Source organism: Flexivirga caeni, from assembly GCF_003724155.1.
Classification (GTDB): domain Bacteria; phylum Actinomycetota; class Actinomycetes; order Actinomycetales; family Dermatophilaceae; genus Flexivirga; species Flexivirga caeni.
The window spans coordinates 82,371-96,690 of record NZ_RJJQ01000005.1 but is presented as its reverse complement, the minus strand read 5'-3'; the positions used below and the strand labels follow the sequence as shown (position 1 = coordinate 96,690).

The 14,320-nt window shown below is 67.9% G+C and carries 14 protein-coding genes and 1 other RNA gene; 6 read left to right on the top strand and 9 right to left on the bottom strand.

Annotation, left to right across the window (positions count from 1 at the left end; translation table 11 throughout):
• The first annotated feature begins 76 nt into the window (after nucleotides 1–76).
• Nucleotides 77–328 carry a type II toxin-antitoxin system Phd/YefM family antitoxin gene (locus tag EFY87_RS07275; protein ID WP_123270810.1) on the top strand — a complete coding sequence of 84 codons (252 nt, stop codon included), beginning with the start codon at nucleotides 77–79 and terminating at the stop codon, nucleotides 326–328.
• Entirely contained in the window at nucleotides 322–738 is a 417-nt protein-coding gene (locus EFY87_RS07270; protein WP_123270809.1) for a type II toxin-antitoxin system VapC family toxin, read from the top strand. Before EFY87_RS07275 ends, EFY87_RS07270 begins: the two co-directional genes overlap by 7 nt.
• Nucleotides 739–769: 31 nt before the next feature.
• On the opposite strand, the gene EFY87_RS07265 is transcribed toward EFY87_RS07270, so the two are convergent.
• From EFY87_RS07265 to EFY87_RS07255, 3 genes are read right to left on the bottom strand one after another with little or no spacing between them, the layout of a single operon-like run.
• A complete protein-coding gene (locus tag EFY87_RS07265; protein WP_123270808.1) occupies nucleotides 770–1,078 on the bottom strand; it encodes a DUF3039 domain-containing protein in 309 nt (102 codons plus the stop codon).
• A 21-nt stretch (nucleotides 1,079–1,099) separates the two neighbouring features.
• Nucleotides 1,100–1,669 carry a YqgE/AlgH family protein gene (locus EFY87_RS07260; protein WP_123270807.1) on the bottom strand — a complete coding sequence of 190 codons (570 nt, stop codon included), beginning with the start codon at nucleotides 1,667–1,669 and terminating at the stop codon, nucleotides 1,100–1,102.
• Nucleotides 1,670–1,713: 44 nt separating this feature from the next.
• On the bottom strand, nucleotides 1,714–3,828 hold the full coding sequence (locus EFY87_RS07255) for a DEAD/DEAH box helicase (protein WP_123270806.1): 2,115 nt from the start codon (nucleotides 3,826–3,828) through the stop codon (nucleotides 1,714–1,716).
• A 231-nt stretch (nucleotides 3,829–4,059) separates the two neighbouring features.
• Here EFY87_RS07255 and EFY87_RS07250 point away from each other — a divergent pair, with 231 nt between their 5' ends.
• Both EFY87_RS07250 and EFY87_RS07245 read left to right on the top strand, forming a co-directional pair.
• Nucleotides 4,060–4,305 carry a hypothetical protein gene (locus EFY87_RS07250; protein WP_123270805.1) on the top strand — a complete coding sequence of 82 codons (246 nt, stop codon included), beginning with the start codon at nucleotides 4,060–4,062 and terminating at the stop codon, nucleotides 4,303–4,305.
• A gap of 20 nt (nucleotides 4,306–4,325) precedes the next feature.
• A complete protein-coding gene (locus EFY87_RS07245) occupies nucleotides 4,326–4,970 on the top strand; it encodes a TetR/AcrR family transcriptional regulator (RefSeq protein ID WP_123270804.1) in 645 nt (214 codons plus the stop codon).
• Nucleotides 4,971–4,979: 9 nt separating this feature from the next.
• Here EFY87_RS07245 and EFY87_RS07240 read toward each other — a convergent pair whose 3' ends face one another.
• The 4 genes from EFY87_RS07240 to ssrA all read right to left on the bottom strand — a co-directional run bounded on the left by EFY87_RS07240 (nucleotide 4,980) and on the right by ssrA (nucleotide 9,962).
• A complete protein-coding gene (locus EFY87_RS07240; protein WP_123270803.1) occupies nucleotides 4,980–6,398 on the bottom strand; it encodes an NAD-dependent malic enzyme in 1,419 nt (472 codons plus the stop codon).
• Between the two features lie 64 nt (nucleotides 6,399–6,462).
• Nucleotides 6,463–7,887, bottom strand: a complete 1,425-nt coding sequence (gene pntB / locus EFY87_RS07235) for a Re/Si-specific NAD(P)(+) transhydrogenase subunit beta (RefSeq protein ID WP_123270802.1) — start codon at nucleotides 7,885–7,887, stop codon at nucleotides 6,463–6,465.
• Nucleotides 7,884–9,407, bottom strand: coding sequence for a Re/Si-specific NAD(P)(+) transhydrogenase subunit alpha (locus EFY87_RS07230; RefSeq protein ID WP_123270801.1), 1,524 nt, complete (start codon nucleotides 9,405–9,407; stop codon nucleotides 7,884–7,886). The genes pntB and EFY87_RS07230 overlap by 4 nt, the downstream gene beginning before the upstream one ends.
• Nucleotides 9,408–9,594: 187 nt before the next feature.
• Nucleotides 9,595–9,962, bottom strand: a transfer-messenger RNA (tmRNA) gene (gene ssrA / locus EFY87_RS07225).
• Between the two features lie 189 nt (nucleotides 9,963–10,151).
• Between ssrA and EFY87_RS07220 the strand changes: the two genes are divergently transcribed.
• The gene (locus EFY87_RS07220) at nucleotides 10,152–10,595 is read left to right on the top strand and encodes a hypothetical protein (RefSeq protein ID WP_123270800.1); all 444 of its coding nucleotides are present in this window, start codon (nucleotides 10,152–10,154) and stop codon (nucleotides 10,593–10,595) included.
• A gap of 7 nt (nucleotides 10,596–10,602) precedes the next feature.
• Here the strand turns inward: EFY87_RS07220 and EFY87_RS07215 are convergent, their stop codons facing one another.
• Together EFY87_RS07215 and EFY87_RS07210 are read right to left on the bottom strand one after the other, a co-directional pair.
• Nucleotides 10,603–11,889, bottom strand: a complete 1,287-nt coding sequence (locus EFY87_RS07215; protein WP_123270799.1) for a class I SAM-dependent methyltransferase — start codon at nucleotides 11,887–11,889, stop codon at nucleotides 10,603–10,605.
• The gene (locus EFY87_RS07210) at nucleotides 11,886–13,283 is read right to left on the bottom strand and encodes an FAD-binding oxidoreductase (RefSeq protein WP_245988522.1); all 1,398 of its coding nucleotides are present in this window, start codon (nucleotides 13,281–13,283) and stop codon (nucleotides 11,886–11,888) included. The genes EFY87_RS07215 and EFY87_RS07210 overlap by 4 nt, the downstream gene beginning before the upstream one ends.
• A gap of 228 nt (nucleotides 13,284–13,511) precedes the next feature.
• Between EFY87_RS07210 and EFY87_RS07205 the strand changes: the two genes are divergently transcribed.
• On the top strand, nucleotides 13,512–14,147 hold the full coding sequence (locus EFY87_RS07205) for a TetR/AcrR family transcriptional regulator (protein ID WP_123270798.1): 636 nt from the start codon (nucleotides 13,512–13,514) through the stop codon (nucleotides 14,145–14,147).
• Nucleotides 14,148–14,320 lie beyond the last annotated feature (173 nt).

Sequence of the window (14,320 nt, the reverse complement as noted above, 5' to 3'; positions counted from 1 at the left end):
CCGGCGACCGACCGGACACGCGCGAACCCGTTGCCGTCATGTAGATATGAGTAGACAATTTGACTACGCTACCTGTATGAAGACGATCTCCGTGGGTGAGCTTCGGCAGAATCCAACCCGGATGCTCGATGAGGTGGAGGCCGGGCAGGTCTACATCCTGACCCGCCATAATCGCGAGGTCGCGCGGATCGTGCCGTCCGTATCGTCGGCGACACTCATCCCGCCGAAGCGCACCGGCCGCTCCCATACCAGTGAGCTTCCCCGGGTGGAGTTGCCTGACGGAATGTCGATGGACGAGTTGCTCGACGAAGTCAGTGGCGAGTGGTGACTGCCTACTATCTCGACAGCTCCGTGGCACTGCGGATTCTCTTGCACGACTCTCCCGCGGCTGCCGCATGGTTCGACCAGATGAACGAGGCCCCTGAGCACCTCGGCGTCTCGTCCAGGCTGCTGCGCACCGAAGTCACGCGTGTCTTGCGTCGAGTCCGCCAGCCCCCGGCACTGCGCGATGAGGTACTCGACTACCTCGCGCTTCTGCCCCTCGACCACGCCGTACTGCTGGAAGCGGAGGCGATCGTTCCGCACATCAAGACTCTCGACGCGATCCATCTGGGCTCGGCACTCCGAAGCGGAATCGAAGACCTCGTGATGGTGACGCACGACCACAACATGGCAACTGTGGCTCGGGAGCTGGGGTTTCGAGTCGAAGACCCGGTGACCGACGACCCTGGGACGTGACCGCGCCGGACGCCTGTCAGTCCCCTCGGAGTCAGTCTCCGCCATCCTGCGGTGCGCGCAAACCGTCGTAGATCTCCTTGCAGGTCGGGCAGACCGGGAACTTCTCCGGGTCGCGGCCCGGCACCCAGACCTTGCCGCAGAGCGCAGTCACCGGTTCACCCGACAGCGCGCTCTCCATGATCTTCTCCTTGCGCACGTAGTGCGCGAAGCGCTCATGGTCGCCCGGCTCCTGCAGCTGCTCCTGGGCGTCGGTGCGCTCCAGCGTCGCGGTCGTCGTCCGGGGCACGCTGGGTGCGCTCTCCGGGGAGGACAGCCGATCCGGTTCGTCAACAGTGCTCATACGACCTCAGTGTAGGTTCCGTCAGTTCAGGTCGGGGTCGGACGGAAAGGTCGCGGCGAACGACACGGCCGACCGCTGCCGTCGCAGCACCCGCTCCCACAAGTCGGCCGGGTCGAGGCTGAATGCGTCGGAGGTCTGCGCGTCGACCACAAACCACATGCCCGCGTCGATCTCGCCCTCCAGCTGACCGGCCGCCCAGCCGGCATACCCCGCGTAGATGCGCAACGCCGCCACGACGGGCGCGACGATCGGCGGCGGTGCATCCAGGTCGACCAGACACATGTCACCGAAAAGCGTTCGTATTCCGAGCGATTCGTCGTCATTGCCGTTCGACGACGCAAGCGCGAGCGCGGTGTCGAGCGACACCGGCCCGCCCTGGAAGACACAGTCCGGGCCGGTGACGTGCTCCTGCCAGCCGGGCAGCACACTGTCCACCTCGGCGGCAAGCGGGCGGTTCAGGATCAGCCCGTGCGTGCCGCTCTCGTCGTGATGCAGCACGAGCACCACGCTCCGGTCGAAGACGTCGCCCTCCGTCACCTCGGGTTCGGTCCGCGGCACAGCGACGAGCAGGCGTCCGGTCAGGTCGGTCACCAGGTCATTATGGGCGACCGACCCGCACCTGCGTCCGACCGTCCTCAGCGCGCCGAATGCCCGCGCCCGAAACGGTCACGACCGCCATACGAGCTGCCGTCACGACGGTTCCGGTCGCCATATCGGCCCCGGCCGCCCTGACGGGGACCGCGATCGCCGTAGGACCGGCCACCGCGACTCGCGCGCGGCGGGCTGATCAGGCGCTGCAGGTCCTGCTCGGAGATCGGCGCACCCTGCGGGGTGCTGCCGCCCGTGGCGCGTATGACGTCATCGCCCGGTCGCGCATTCTGCAGACTCGTGCCGACACCGGCCTCGTCGAGGAGACGCTGCATCGTGCGGCGCTGATGCGGGAGCGCCAGGGTCACGACGGTGCCCTTCTCCCCCGCGCGCGCCGTGCGACCGGCCCGGTGCAGGTAGTCCTTGTGGTCAGCCGGCGGGTCGACCTGCAGCACCACACCGACGTCGTCCACGTGGATGCCGCGCGCGGCGACGTCCGTGGCGACCAGCACCGGCACCTTGCCGTCCTTGAACGCGCCCAGCACCTTGTTGCGCTGGCTCTGGTTCAGTCCGCCGTGCAGCGCCGCGGCCATCACGCCCTGGTCGCGCAACTCACCGGCGACCCGGTCGGCGCCGAGCTTGGTGCGCACGAAGACCACGGTGCGGCCGGGACGGTTCGCGACCTCGGCGGTGACGGCCTTCTTGTAGCGCGGCTCGATCAGCAACGCGTGGTGGTCCATGGTGTCGACCGAAGCGGTGCCGTCATCGGTGGCGTGCTCGACCGGGTCGGTCAGGTATTGCTCGACCACGGTGTCGATGCCGCGGTCCAAGGTCGCGGAGAAGAGCAACCGCTGGCCGTCCGTGGGCACCTGGTCGAGGATCTGCTGGATCGCTTCCAGGAAGCCCATCTCGGCCATGTGGTCCGCTTCGTCCAGCACCGCGATCTCCACGCGGGACAGGTCCGCCGCGCCGCGCTCCATCAGGTCGATCAACCGGCCCGGAGTGGCGATCAGCACGTCGACACCGCGCTCGAGCGCGGACAACTGCGGCTCATACGGCATACCGCCGGCGACCAGCTTGTGACGGAGCCCGATGATGTGCACGAGCGGCTGCAGCGCGTCGCTGACCTGCATCGCGAGTTCCCGGGTCGGCACCAGCACGATCGCGCGCGGCTGACCGGGGCGTGCCTTACCGCCCTTGGCGAGGCGGGTCAGCATGGGCAGCCCGAAGGAGAGGGTCTTGCCGGACCCGGTGCGGCCACGGCCGAGGACGTCGCGGCCGGCGAGGGCGTCCGGAATCGTCGCTACCTGGATCGGGAAGGGCGCGGTGATGCCGTCGCGAGCGAGCCGCTCGACCAGCACCTCCGGCAGCTCCAGCGCGGCGAAACCGTTGCCCTCCAACGAAATCGGCTCGGCGGAGCGCTGCTCGCGGACAGGCGCAGTCCGTGGTTCGGTGGCGCGGTCCTCCCGGCGGGGACGGTCGTAGTCGCGGCGCTCGGATCGGTCGTCGCGGAAGGAGGGGCGGCGGTCGTCGCGCCGGTCGTTACGGTATGCCGGACGGCGGTCGTCCCGCCGGTCGTCGCGGAAGGACGAGCGACGCTCATCACGGCGGTCATCCCGGTATGCCGGACGCCGGTCATCACGGCGCTCGTCCCATCGGTCGTCGCGGAAGGACGAGCGACGGTCATCACGGCGGTCGTCACGGTATGCCGGACGGCGGTCGTCCCGCCGGTCATCGCGATACGACGGTCGTCGGTCGTCGCGGTAGCTGCGCCGCGCCGGGCGGTCCCCGCCTCGGTCGTCGCGGCGATCGGTGGACCGGCGGTCGTCGCGGTCGTTGCTCCACCTGCGGTCGCTGCGCCGGTCGTCGCGGCTGTAGTCCCGCCGATCGTCCCTCGCGGCGTAGTCGCGGCGGCCGGCGCCACGGTCCTCGCCGTCCCGGCGCGGCGCGCGGTCGCGGCGCTCGTAGCGGTCCCGGCCCGACGGCGCACCCTCGCGCCGGTCAGTGCGGTCCCGCCGGTCGGTGCGCGTCGCGGCGCCCTGGTCGCGCCGTTGACCGCGGTCGCGATCGTCGCGCTGAGCGCGCACTTCGGATCGCTTGGCCTCGAGCTTCTGGGCGCGCGTCCAGCGCACCTTCTTGCCATCCATTGCCTTCTTGGGCATGCGTCATTCCTTCGTGAATTGTTCGGGCGCTGCTGAGCGCACCCCGCGGGGACGGACAGGCCACATCGCCCGCATCGAAGCGGGTGTCGCGCTGCTCAGGGGTCCCTCGCGCCGGAAAGATCTCGGCGCTCACAAAAGGAAAATCAGCAATGAACGCAAGATCGCGTAATAACGTCGTCAACAGTATCGGACCGGACGATCCCGCCGCAAAACGAGCGCGCCTCTTCCGGCGTGACCTTCGTCGCATCGCGCTGCGCGTCGGCGAACCGCACCCCCATCCCAACCGAGCATCTCGCGATCGAGAGGTTGCATCGCGCGGGGCCGGCCGTCGTCGCCGTCATCGTCCTGTGCTGGCTGAGCAGCACCGTCCTGGCGAACACCTCGACAGTCAAACCGCTGATCACCATCGCCCTCGGCTGCTCGGGCCTCGGGCCGTGGGCGGCCAGGCTGCTCCCCGCGCGGAGGCACCCGGCATAGCCGCTACGGTGGCAGCCACGATGACCGACACCAAGACCAAACTGCTCGACGCAAGTCTCGACGTGCTGCGCACCGACGGCGTCGCCGGGGCCTCTGCACGGGTCATCGCCTCCCGTGCCGGGGTCAACCAGGCGCTGGTCTTCTACCACTTCGGCACCCTCGACGGCCTCCTCACTGCGGCAGCGCGGCACGCGGTGGACGAGCGCGCCGACCACTACCGGCAACTCTTCGCAGAAGTCGACTCACTGTCCGCGCTGTTGCAGGTGGGCCGCGAACTGCACGAGACCGAGCAGGCGTCCGGCAACGTCGCCGTGATGGCTCAGCTGATGGCCGGCGGCCAGCGCGACCCGGAACTGGCCGCCGCAGCGCGCTATTCGATGGACCGGTGGGTCGCCGAGGTCGAACAGGTCATCGACCGCGTGCTCGAGTCAACCGTCCTGGCCGACGTCGCCGAAGCGCGCGGTCTCGCCCGCGCCGTGTGCGCCAGCTTCATCGGCCTCGAGCTGTATGACGGGGTCGATCCCGACGGCGGCGCAGCCGCCCTCGATGCGCTGACCCAACTCGCGGTGCTCGCCGACACGATCGACGGACTCGGACCGGTTGCGCGACGCGCGGTCAGCGCCCGGCTGAAAGGCGGGGCACGACGCACCCGCCGCGACGGCTGAGTCGCGACTTCAGTCCGTCGCGTCACTCTCGTCGCCGCGCACCGCACCGGCCACCGCACGCGCGACGACCTTCGAGACGTCCGGCTGGAAGACGCTCGGCACGATGTATGCCGGGTTCAGCTGCTCCGGCTTCACCACATCGGCCAGCGCGTATGCCGCGGCGAGCATGACGTCAATCGTCACGCTGGTCGCCGCTGCGTCGAGCAAACCGCGGAACACGCCCGGGAAGACCAGCACGTTGTTGATCTGGTTGGCGAAGTCGCTGCGTCCGGTCGCGACCACGGTCGCGTGTTCGGCAGCGGCCGTCGGGTCGACCTCGGGCGTCGGATTGGCCAAAGCAAAAACGATCGCGTCGTCCGCCATACCCGCGATGTCGTCGCCGGTGAGCAGATTGGGTGCCGAGACACCGATGAAGACGTCCGCGCCACGGACCGCATCTTTCAGGGTGCCGGTCACGTGCTCGGGGTTGGTCGCCGCGGCGAGCTTCGCGAGATCGCTGCCCGGTGCGGCCAGGATGTCGGGACGGTTCGGCTCGACGACCCCGTGGATGTCGGACAGCACGATGTCCTTCGCGCCGGCGGCCGCCAGCAGTATGGCGATGGCTGTCCCCGCGGCACCGGCACCCGCCTGCACGATGCGCACCTCGGACAGCTCCTTGCCGACCACCCGCAGCGCATTGCGCAGCGCGGCGAGCACGACGATCGCCGTGCCGTGCTGGTCGTCGTGGAAGACCGGGATATCGAGTTCGTCGCGCAGCCGGCGCTCGATCTCGAAGCAGCGCGGCGCCGAGATGTCCTCCAGGTTGATGCCCGCGAACTCCGGCGCGACGATCTTGACGGTGCGGATGATCTCCTCGGTGTCCTTGGTGTCCAGGCACAGAGGGAAGGCGTCGATGTCGGCGAAGCGCTTGAAGAGCGCAGCCTTGCCCTCCATCACCGGCAACGCGGCCAGCGGACCGATGTCACCCAGGCCGAGCACCGCGGTGCCGTCGGTGACCACGGCAACGGTGTTCCGCTTGATGGTCAATCGCCTTGCGTCATCAGGGTTTTCGGCGATGTCGAGGCAGACGCGCGCGACACCGGGCGTGTAGACCATCGACAGGTCGTCGCGGTTGCGGATCGGCACCTTCGACTCGATCTTCAGCTTGCCGCCGAGGTGGGCGAGGAAGGTGCGGTCGCTCACCTTGCGGATCTCGACACCGTCGACCGCGCGCATCGCGGCCACGAGTTCGGCTGCATGGTCGGCATCCCGCGCAGCGGCGGTGACGTCGATCGTCATCCGGTCGTTGTCCGAATGGTTGATGTCGAGGGCCGTCACCAGCCCCCCGTTGCGCTCGACGGCACCGCTGAGTTCGCTGACGGCGGTGGTCCGCCCGGGCAGGTCGACGCGAACGGTGATCGAATTGGACACGGAAGGCAGCGCGGTCATGCGGGCCATTCTCGTAGGTCACCCCGAGGACGCGCCACCGGGGCACGCCGTGTGTCGGTGCGGCTCATTGCAGCCCGGCGATGACTGCTGTGACCTGCTCCTTCGCGTCACCGAAGAGCATGGCCGAGTTGTCGCGGTAGAAGAGTGGATTGGGCACTCCGGCATACCCGGACGCCATAGACCGCTTCAGCACGACGACGTCGCCCGCTTCCCAGACGCGCAGCACCGGCATGCCGACGATCGGCGATCCGGGATCCTCGGCCGCGGCCGGGTTGACGGTGTCGTTGGCGCCGATCACCAGCACCACGTCGGTGTCGGCGAAGTCGTCGTTGATCTCGTCCATCTCCAGCACGATGTCGTAAGGCACCTTCGCCTCCGCGAGCAGCACATTCATGTGCCCCGGCAGCCGCCCGGCGACGGGGTGTATGGCGAACCGCACCTGCTTTCCCTTGTCGCGCAACGCCTTTGTCAGATCTGCCACGGCATACTGCGCCTGTGCGACCGCCATGCCGTAGCCGGGCGCAATCGCCACGGCCGACGCCGACGACAGCAACTCGGCCACCTCCGCGACGCTCGTCTCCCGGTGCGTCCCGAGATCCGCGCCCGCCGACGTGGGCGCCTCGATGCCGAAACCACCCGCGATCACCGACAGGAACGACCGGTTCATCGCCGTGCACATGATGTAGGACAGGTAGGCACCCGAGGACCCGACGAGCGCACCGGTGACGATCAGCAGGTCGTTGCCCAGCAGGAAGCCCGACGCCGCAGCGGCCCAGCCGGAGTAACTGTTCAGCATCGACACCACGACCGGCATGTCGCCGCCGCCGATCGAGGCGACCAGGTGCAGCCCTAGTGCCAGCGCGAGCAGCGTGACGACGACCAGCAGCCACAGCTGCGGGTCCGCGCAGAACCACACCGTCAGCGCGACGAAGAGCACCAGCGCGCCCAGGTTGAGCAGGTTCTTGCCCGGCAGCACCAGCGGCGTCGACTTGATCCGCGCCGACAGTTTCAGGAAAGCGATGATCGAGCCGGTCAGTGTCACGCCACCGACGAAGACCCCGATGAACACCTCGGCATGGTGAATCCCCAGCGTGCTCACCGCGTTCAGGTTCGCGGCCTCGGCGCCGTGCGGGTCGTGCTCGACCAGCAGGTAGCCGTTCCAGCCGACCAGCACCGCTGCCAGCCCGACGAAGGAATGCAGCAACGCGATGAGTTCCGGCATACCGGTCATCGCCACCACGCGCGCACGCCACAACCCGATCGCGGCACCGATCACCATCGCGATCACGAGCAGCGCGAGGCCGTAACCCTCGATGTGGTGGTCGATCGCGAGCGCGATCGTCGCCGCGAGCGCGAGCGCCATACCGGCGATGCCGAAGGTGTTGCCCACCTTGGAGGTCTCGTGGCGGGACAGCCCGTCCAGCGCGAGGATGAACAGCAGAGCGGCGACGATGTATGCCGCGGACGCGGCCGATGCGACGGTGATCATGATCGGGAGAACATTCCGAGCATACGGCGAGTGACCGCGAAGCCGCCGAACACGTTGATCGACGCCACCAGGATCGCCACCGCCGACAAGATCGTGATCGCCGTATTGTGCTGCCCGATCTGCAGCAGCGCACCCACGACGATGATCCCGGAGATCGCGTTCGTCACCGACATCAGCGGCGTGTGCAGCGCATGGTGCACGCTGCGTATGACGTAGTAGCCGATCACAATCGCCAGCGCGAACACGGTCAGGTGCACGGTCAGCGCCGCGGGTGAGATCGCGAGCAGCACGAACACCACCGCCGCCGCGACCAGCACCATCGTGAGCCGGCGACCGGCAGTGAGCGGCGCCTTCACCTGCCGCTCCACGGCCGGTGCCGCCGCAGTCTGCGCCGGAGCCGCCGAGACCTGCACCGGTGGTGGCGGCCATCGTGACTCCCCCTCCCGGCAGACCAGGATCGAGCGCTGCACCACGTCGTCCTCGTCCAGCACGAGCTGGCCGTCCTTGCCGGGCGTGAGCAGTTTGAGCAGATTCACCAGGTTGGTGCCATAGAGTTGCGACGCCTGCGCCGGCAGCCGCCCGGCGAGGTCGGTGTAGCCAATGATCGTCACCCCGCCCGGGGTCCGCACGACCTCGCCCGGCATGGAGCCCTCGACGTTGCCGCCCGACGCGGCTGCCATGTCGACGATCACGCTGCCCGGCCGCATCGACGCCACCATGTCGGCCGTGATCAGCCGGGGCGCCGGGCGGCCCGGGATCAACGCGGTCGTGATGATGATGTCGACATCGGCGGCCTGCTGCGCGTACAACTGCGCTTCCCGGGCCTGGTAGTCCTGCCCCATCTCCTTGGCGTAGCCGGTGGCGGACACCTCGACCTCGGGATCCTCGATCGACAGATATTCGCCGCCGAGCGACTTCACCTGATCGGCCACCTCCGGACGCGGGTCGGTCGCACGCACCACCGCACCGAGCGACCCCGCAGTGCCGATGGCCGCCAGCCCCGCGACACCGGCGCCGCACACCAGCACGGTCGCCGGCGGCACCTTCCCGGCCGCCGTCACCTGACCGGTGAAAAACCGCCCGAACACGTGCGCCGCCTCCACCACCGCGCGATATCCGGCGATGTTCGCCATTGAGGACAGCACGTCCAGCGACTGGGCCCGCGAGATGCGCGGTGCCGCGTCCAGCGCGAGCGCGGTGATCGGCCGCCGCGCCAGATCCATCACGAGGTCCGGATTGGTCCGCGGGCCGAGGATGCCGATGATCGTGGCACCCGGCTGCAGCCGGTCCAGCTGGGCGGGCGCGAGCGCATTCACACCGAGCACCACCTCCGCCTCCAGCGGATCGCCCAGTGCGGTGCCTGCCTCGGCATACGCCTCGTCGGCGAAGCCGGCACGCTCCCCCGCACCCGGCTCGACGACGACTTCGTAACCGAGCGAACGCAATTGGCCGACGGTGCCCGGCGTCGCAGCTACCCGCGTCTCACCCACCTGCGACTCTTTGACCACTCCGACGCGCATGGGGACGTCCTCTCCGCAGACGGCACTGTCCGTGCGCCATGGTAGAGGCTGGAACCCGCCCGCGACCGGCCAAACACCAATGACCCGTCCGGTAGGTCCGGTCAGGACGGGCCACTGCACCGCTACCTGAGCACGGACGCCGCCACCCGTGTGCCGGGTGGCGGCGTCCGATCTGACAATGGATCACGCGTGGAGGTGGCGGGAATCGAACCCGCGTCCGCTGGCGGCGAGGCAAGGCTTCTCCGGGCGCAGTGCGCTACGGATTTTCTCGGCCCCAGGGCTCGCGCGCACACGTTCCCTGACAGGCCCAGCCGGGTAAGAGTCCCGCGTCGCCCCCCGGCGTGACGACGCAGCAAGTTCTCTAGCTGACGCCAGACACTGAGTCGAGAACTAGCTCAGGCTGACGGACTTCGAGGCTCGCTCAGGCGGCGAGGGCGAAGTCGGTGCGCTTGGAGTTGGCACCTATTGGTTGTGCACGGAGCGTTAGCGAGATAACCGTGCATCCTCGGCCCGCTTCCCCTGCGACGGCGATCAGCGTCGAAACCGATCACCCCCATTGTCTGTCCCGCTTCCTCCTCATGGTTCGACCTCGTACCTCGGTCGTCCCATGCATCGTCAGCGGAACCTTAGTGTTCGTTCTTCGTGCAGGTGTTGCTGAGGATCCATTGTCACTGTTCAGTTGTGCCCCCGAGCATATGGGCTAACGTGCGGCGGCGCGAACCGATTCCCGTAGCCTCGTGCCCCATGGACGAGCAGAGCAGCATCCCGCAGACCGGCGACACCCCACCAGCCGTGCAACGAACGGTGCGGACCATGTCGCTGGCCATCATCGGCGCCACCGTCTTCTTCGCGGTCGCTCTGTGCGTGACGGTCGGCGTCGGATCGGCCAACGTCCTGTATGTCGTCCTCTCGGTGCTGCTGGTCATCGCCGGTTTCTTCGTCGCGATCAGCTTCGGTTACCGGGCCGTCGCGTCGATCAGCGAGGGCCCGACGGCATACCTCACCGGCTTCATGCGGCGACTGCTCATCACCGACGTGCCAGTCCTGCTGAACGTCGCGATTGGGTTCATCGCCGACTCCGCGATCCCCTACCTGGTGGCGCTGCCCTTCTCGATCGCCTCGATGTGGGTGCATCTCGTGCAGTCTGACAGCGCACAACGCCGGTGGGGCGTGTCCCGCAAGGGCTGACGCCCGGTCAGACGCCGAAGTCCGGGCGCAGGGGGTAGGAGCCGGTGCCGTCGGGCGCGACCTTCTCGCCGAGCACCTGGTGCAGCTGAATGTGGTTGCGCTCGAAGCCGATCGAGCTTCCCGCGAGGTAGAGGCCCCACACGCGGGACACCTGCTCGCCGGCGTCGCGCACGCACTCGTCCCAGTGCGCCGAGAGATTCTTGCACCACGCGCGCGTCGTGCGGGCGTAGTGCTCCCGCAGGTCCTCGCTGTGCCGGATCTCGAAACCCTGGTCCTGCATGCGGCTGACGATCGTTCCGACGCCGGTGATCTCGCCGTCCGGGAAGACATACCGGTTGATGAAGCCGCCCTTGGTGATCGCGGGGGCCTTGTTGTCCGGTCGGGTGATGCTGTGGTTGAGCATCCGGCCGCCGACCTTGAGCCGGTCGTAGTTGAACTTGAAGTAGCTCGGGTAGTTCTTCACGCCGATGTGCTCGGTCAGCCCGATCGAGCTGATGGCGTCGAAGCCGGTCTCGGCGACGTCGCGGTAGTCGCCATACCGCACCTCGGCACGATCGTCGAGCCCGTGCACCTTCAGGTTGTGCTGCGCCCACGACGCCTGCTCGGCCGACAGGGTGACACCGAGCGCGGTCACGCCGTAGTGCTCGACGGCGTGCTTGACCATGCCGCCCCAGCCGCAGCCGATGTCGAGCAGCCGCATGCCCGGACGCAGGTCGAGCTTCTTGCAGATCAGGTCGAACTTGTGCTCCTGAGCCTCTTCCAGCGTCGCGTCCGCCGTCGGGTAGCACGCGCAGGTGTAGGCCATCGACGGGCCGAGCACCAGCTCGTAGAAATCGTTGCTGACGTCGTAGTGGTGGTGGATCGCCTCGGCGTCCCGCTTGCGGGAGTGACGCAGCCCGCGCAGCCCCTCGACAGTGCGGCGCCACTGCGGCACGGCCTCCTGCGCCGGCAACTCCGGCATGCGGAACGTCTTGAGCCCCAACGACCGTGCGACGTCGGGCAGCTCGCTGATCGGCGGGCGTTTCGGACCGAAGTCGTCGAGGAACAGCGCGAGGAAGTCGTAGGGGTCACCGGGGTCGATGCCCTCGACCACCAGGTCGCCCATGATGTATGCCCTGGCGAGCCCGAGCTCCCCGGGGGCCGTCGCCAGATAGCGCAGCGCGCGCTCGTTCGCGATGTCGATGCTCACGACGGCGTGCGGGTTGCCACCCGTCGAGCCGTCATACGCCTTGACCGCGAAAGGCACGTCGGTGCCGAAGATCCGGTCGGAAATCTCGCCGATGGAAAGTGTCATCGCCGCTTCACCGCCTTCGTGTAGAGATCGGGCAACCGCCCGTCGGGGTCGTACTTCTTCTTGACCGGGGCGAGGGTGTCACCCCCGTAGAGGGACCAGAAGGTCTCCTCGTCGTAATAGGCGTCGCTGTAGAGCGACTTGTGCCCGTCGAGTTCGTGCACCTCGCGCTCGATGTCCCGGTTCACGTCGCCGTCCTGGCGTCCTGCAGTGATCGGCACCGTCGACCAGAAACCCACGTTGACGTAGTTCTCGCCGCGCTTGAGCGGGTAGAGCGGCCACGGCTGCTCACCGTGGTCCTGGTCGCGAATCGCCAGCGGGCACAACCAGATCGGCTCGATCGGGACGTTGTCCAGGAACCAGTCGAGGAACTCCTCGGTGCGATCGACGGAGATCTCGACGTCCTGCACCACGCGCTCCCGAGGCAGTTTGCCGCGCTTGGCGTCGATGCGGGCGAAGAAGCCGTGCGCGTTCTCCCAGCGGATGAACTTGCCGTAGACATCACTGCGCAGGTAGCGCTTCGGCACCAGCCTGCGGATCGCCGGCTTCTGCAGCCCGAACACCCGGTTGCACCAGAACCAGTCGGTGTCCCATCGCCAGATGTAGTCCAGCGTCGTCAGGTAGTCCTCGCGGCGCTGCTGGATGGAGCGGTAGTAGATCTGCTGCCCGGTGTAGTCCGAGGTGTATGGCGCAGTGCTCGCCCAGCTCCCCAGCACCAGGTAGCTCTCGTCCCGCGCGAAGACCACGCCGTCGACGAAGTCGACCTGTTCACCGTCGTACGTCCGGTCCTGCAGCACCTGGCGCAAGGTGTCGATGAGTTCGCGCAGCGTGCCGAAACGCACATGCCGCAGGTGGACGTATGGCGCGACGCGCTCCAGCTTGATCTTCAGGCGGACCGAATAACCAAGCGAGCCATACGAATTGGGGAAGGTGCGGAAGAGGTCGGCGTGCTCGTTGTCATCCCGCGCGGTCACGATCTCACCGGCGCCGGTGAGCACGTCCATCTCGATCAGCGACTCGTGCGGCAGGCCGTTGCGGAAGGAGGACGACTCGATGCCGAGGCCGGTGACCGCGCCACCGAGCGTGATCGTGCGCAACTGCGGCACGACATACGGCATCAGCCCGTAGCGCAACGTGGCGTCCACCAGGTCCTCGTAGGTCGTCATACCCTGCACATCTGCCGTGCCGGCCAGCGGATCGACCTCGATTACGCCGTGCAACCGGGAAACGTCAAGCCCGGGAACGGGATTGGCCTCGCGTGGCCGGAACAGGTTGGAGGTGCGCTTGGCGAGCCGGACCGGCGCGCCCGGCGGCATCGCCGCCAGCTGACGCTGCAGATCGTCGACCGCCGCCCGATGCCTCTCCCAGCCCACGATCTCGCCGCGTGCCCCGCTCAAGGTCTACCTCCGCTGTCGCTCTTCAGGTCGCGCCCAGCAACCTACTCCTCCCGTGTCGCCGGTATGTCGTCAGGCCATTGCGCGCCGCCACAGCCCGGTCGGGCGGTGCGGCGGTTTGCGTTGCACGCGCAGGTAGGTCTATCTTGAAATAGAACGAAACGGTTTCGTTCCATCAAGGCCGGGCGCACTAGCCTTGGGAGACCTACTCCGCATCGGGAAGGAAATGCCATGAACGCCTCGGTGGTCAGTGAAGCCGGCAGCAAGCCGCGAGTGTCCGGCGACCGTGAGGCGGAGATCCTGGAAGGCGTCCTCGACCTGCTCACCGAAGTGGGCTACGACAAGCTCACGTTCGACGCGGTGGCCGGCCGGGTGCGGGCCAGCAAGGCGACGCTCTACCGCAAATGGCCGTCGAAGGCCGAGCTCGTGGTCTCGGCCGTCGAGCAGCTGAAGTCGACCGCCCAGCCCGCCATGGGCGAGCTCCCGGACACCGGGAGCCTGGAAGGCGACCTGACCTCGCAATTCTGCAGCGACCCCGACTACAGCGAGAAGATCACCCAGGTCATGAACGCGGTGACCTCGGCGATCCATCGTGATCCCGAACTCACCACAGTGCTGAGCGACCGCTTCATCACGCCGCAGACCGAGCGCCTGCTGGAAGTGATGCGCCGCGCGCAGCAGCGCGGTGAAGTCGGCCCGGACGCCGATCTCGACCTGCTCGTCTCCATGGTGCCGGCCGCGATCACCTATCGCGTCATGGCGCAGGGCTGTATGCCGGATCCGGCATACATCGCGAAGGTGATCGAGGACGTGCTGCTCCCGGCCTGCCGGGCCAGCGTGAAAGGCAGCGGAACGAAACGGTCCTGAAGACCGGCTTTGCTCTGACTGTCGACATCGAGCGACCCCGCTCGTCATACCTGATGAAGACAACGACCGCACGCGCGGCCGACTGATCCCACACACCCAATTCACCGGAACCTGCGCCCGCGGGTCACCGGCCGATCACTCCTGCGCCATGTCCGGCGCACCCAACCAGGGAA

What these genes read in the sequence shown, in the direction of transcription:
- EFY87_RS07275 (WP_123270810.1), top strand. Translation starts at nt 77, where the DNA reads ATGAAGACGATCTCCGTGGGTGAGCTTCGGCAGAATCCAACCCGGATG.
- EFY87_RS07265 (WP_123270808.1), bottom strand. Translation starts at nt 1,078, where the DNA reads ATGAGCACTGTTGACGAACCGGATCGGCTGTCCTCCCCGGAGAGCGCA.
- EFY87_RS07255 (WP_123270806.1), bottom strand. Translation starts at nt 3,828, where the DNA reads ATGCCCAAGAAGGCAATGGATGGCAAGAAGGTGCGCTGGACGCGCGCC.
- EFY87_RS07245 (WP_123270804.1), top strand. Translation starts at nt 4,326, where the DNA reads ATGACCGACACCAAGACCAAACTGCTCGACGCAAGTCTCGACGTGCTG.
- EFY87_RS07240 (WP_123270803.1), bottom strand. Translation starts at nt 6,398, where the DNA reads ATGACCGCGCTGCCTTCCGTGTCCAATTCGATCACCGTTCGCGTCGAC.
- pntB (WP_123270802.1), bottom strand. Translation starts at nt 7,887, where the DNA reads ATGATCACCGTCGCATCGGCCGCGTCCGCGGCATACATCGTCGCCGCT.
- EFY87_RS07230 (WP_123270801.1), bottom strand. Translation starts at nt 9,407, where the DNA reads ATGCGCGTCGGAGTGGTCAAAGAGTCGCAGGTGGGTGAGACGCGGGTA.
- EFY87_RS07220 (WP_123270800.1), top strand. Translation starts at nt 10,152, where the DNA reads ATGGACGAGCAGAGCAGCATCCCGCAGACCGGCGACACCCCACCAGCC.
- EFY87_RS07215 (WP_123270799.1), bottom strand. Translation starts at nt 11,889, where the DNA reads ATGACACTTTCCATCGGCGAGATTTCCGACCGGATCTTCGGCACCGAC.
- EFY87_RS07205 (WP_123270798.1), top strand. Translation starts at nt 13,512, where the DNA reads ATGAACGCCTCGGTGGTCAGTGAAGCCGGCAGCAAGCCGCGAGTGTCC.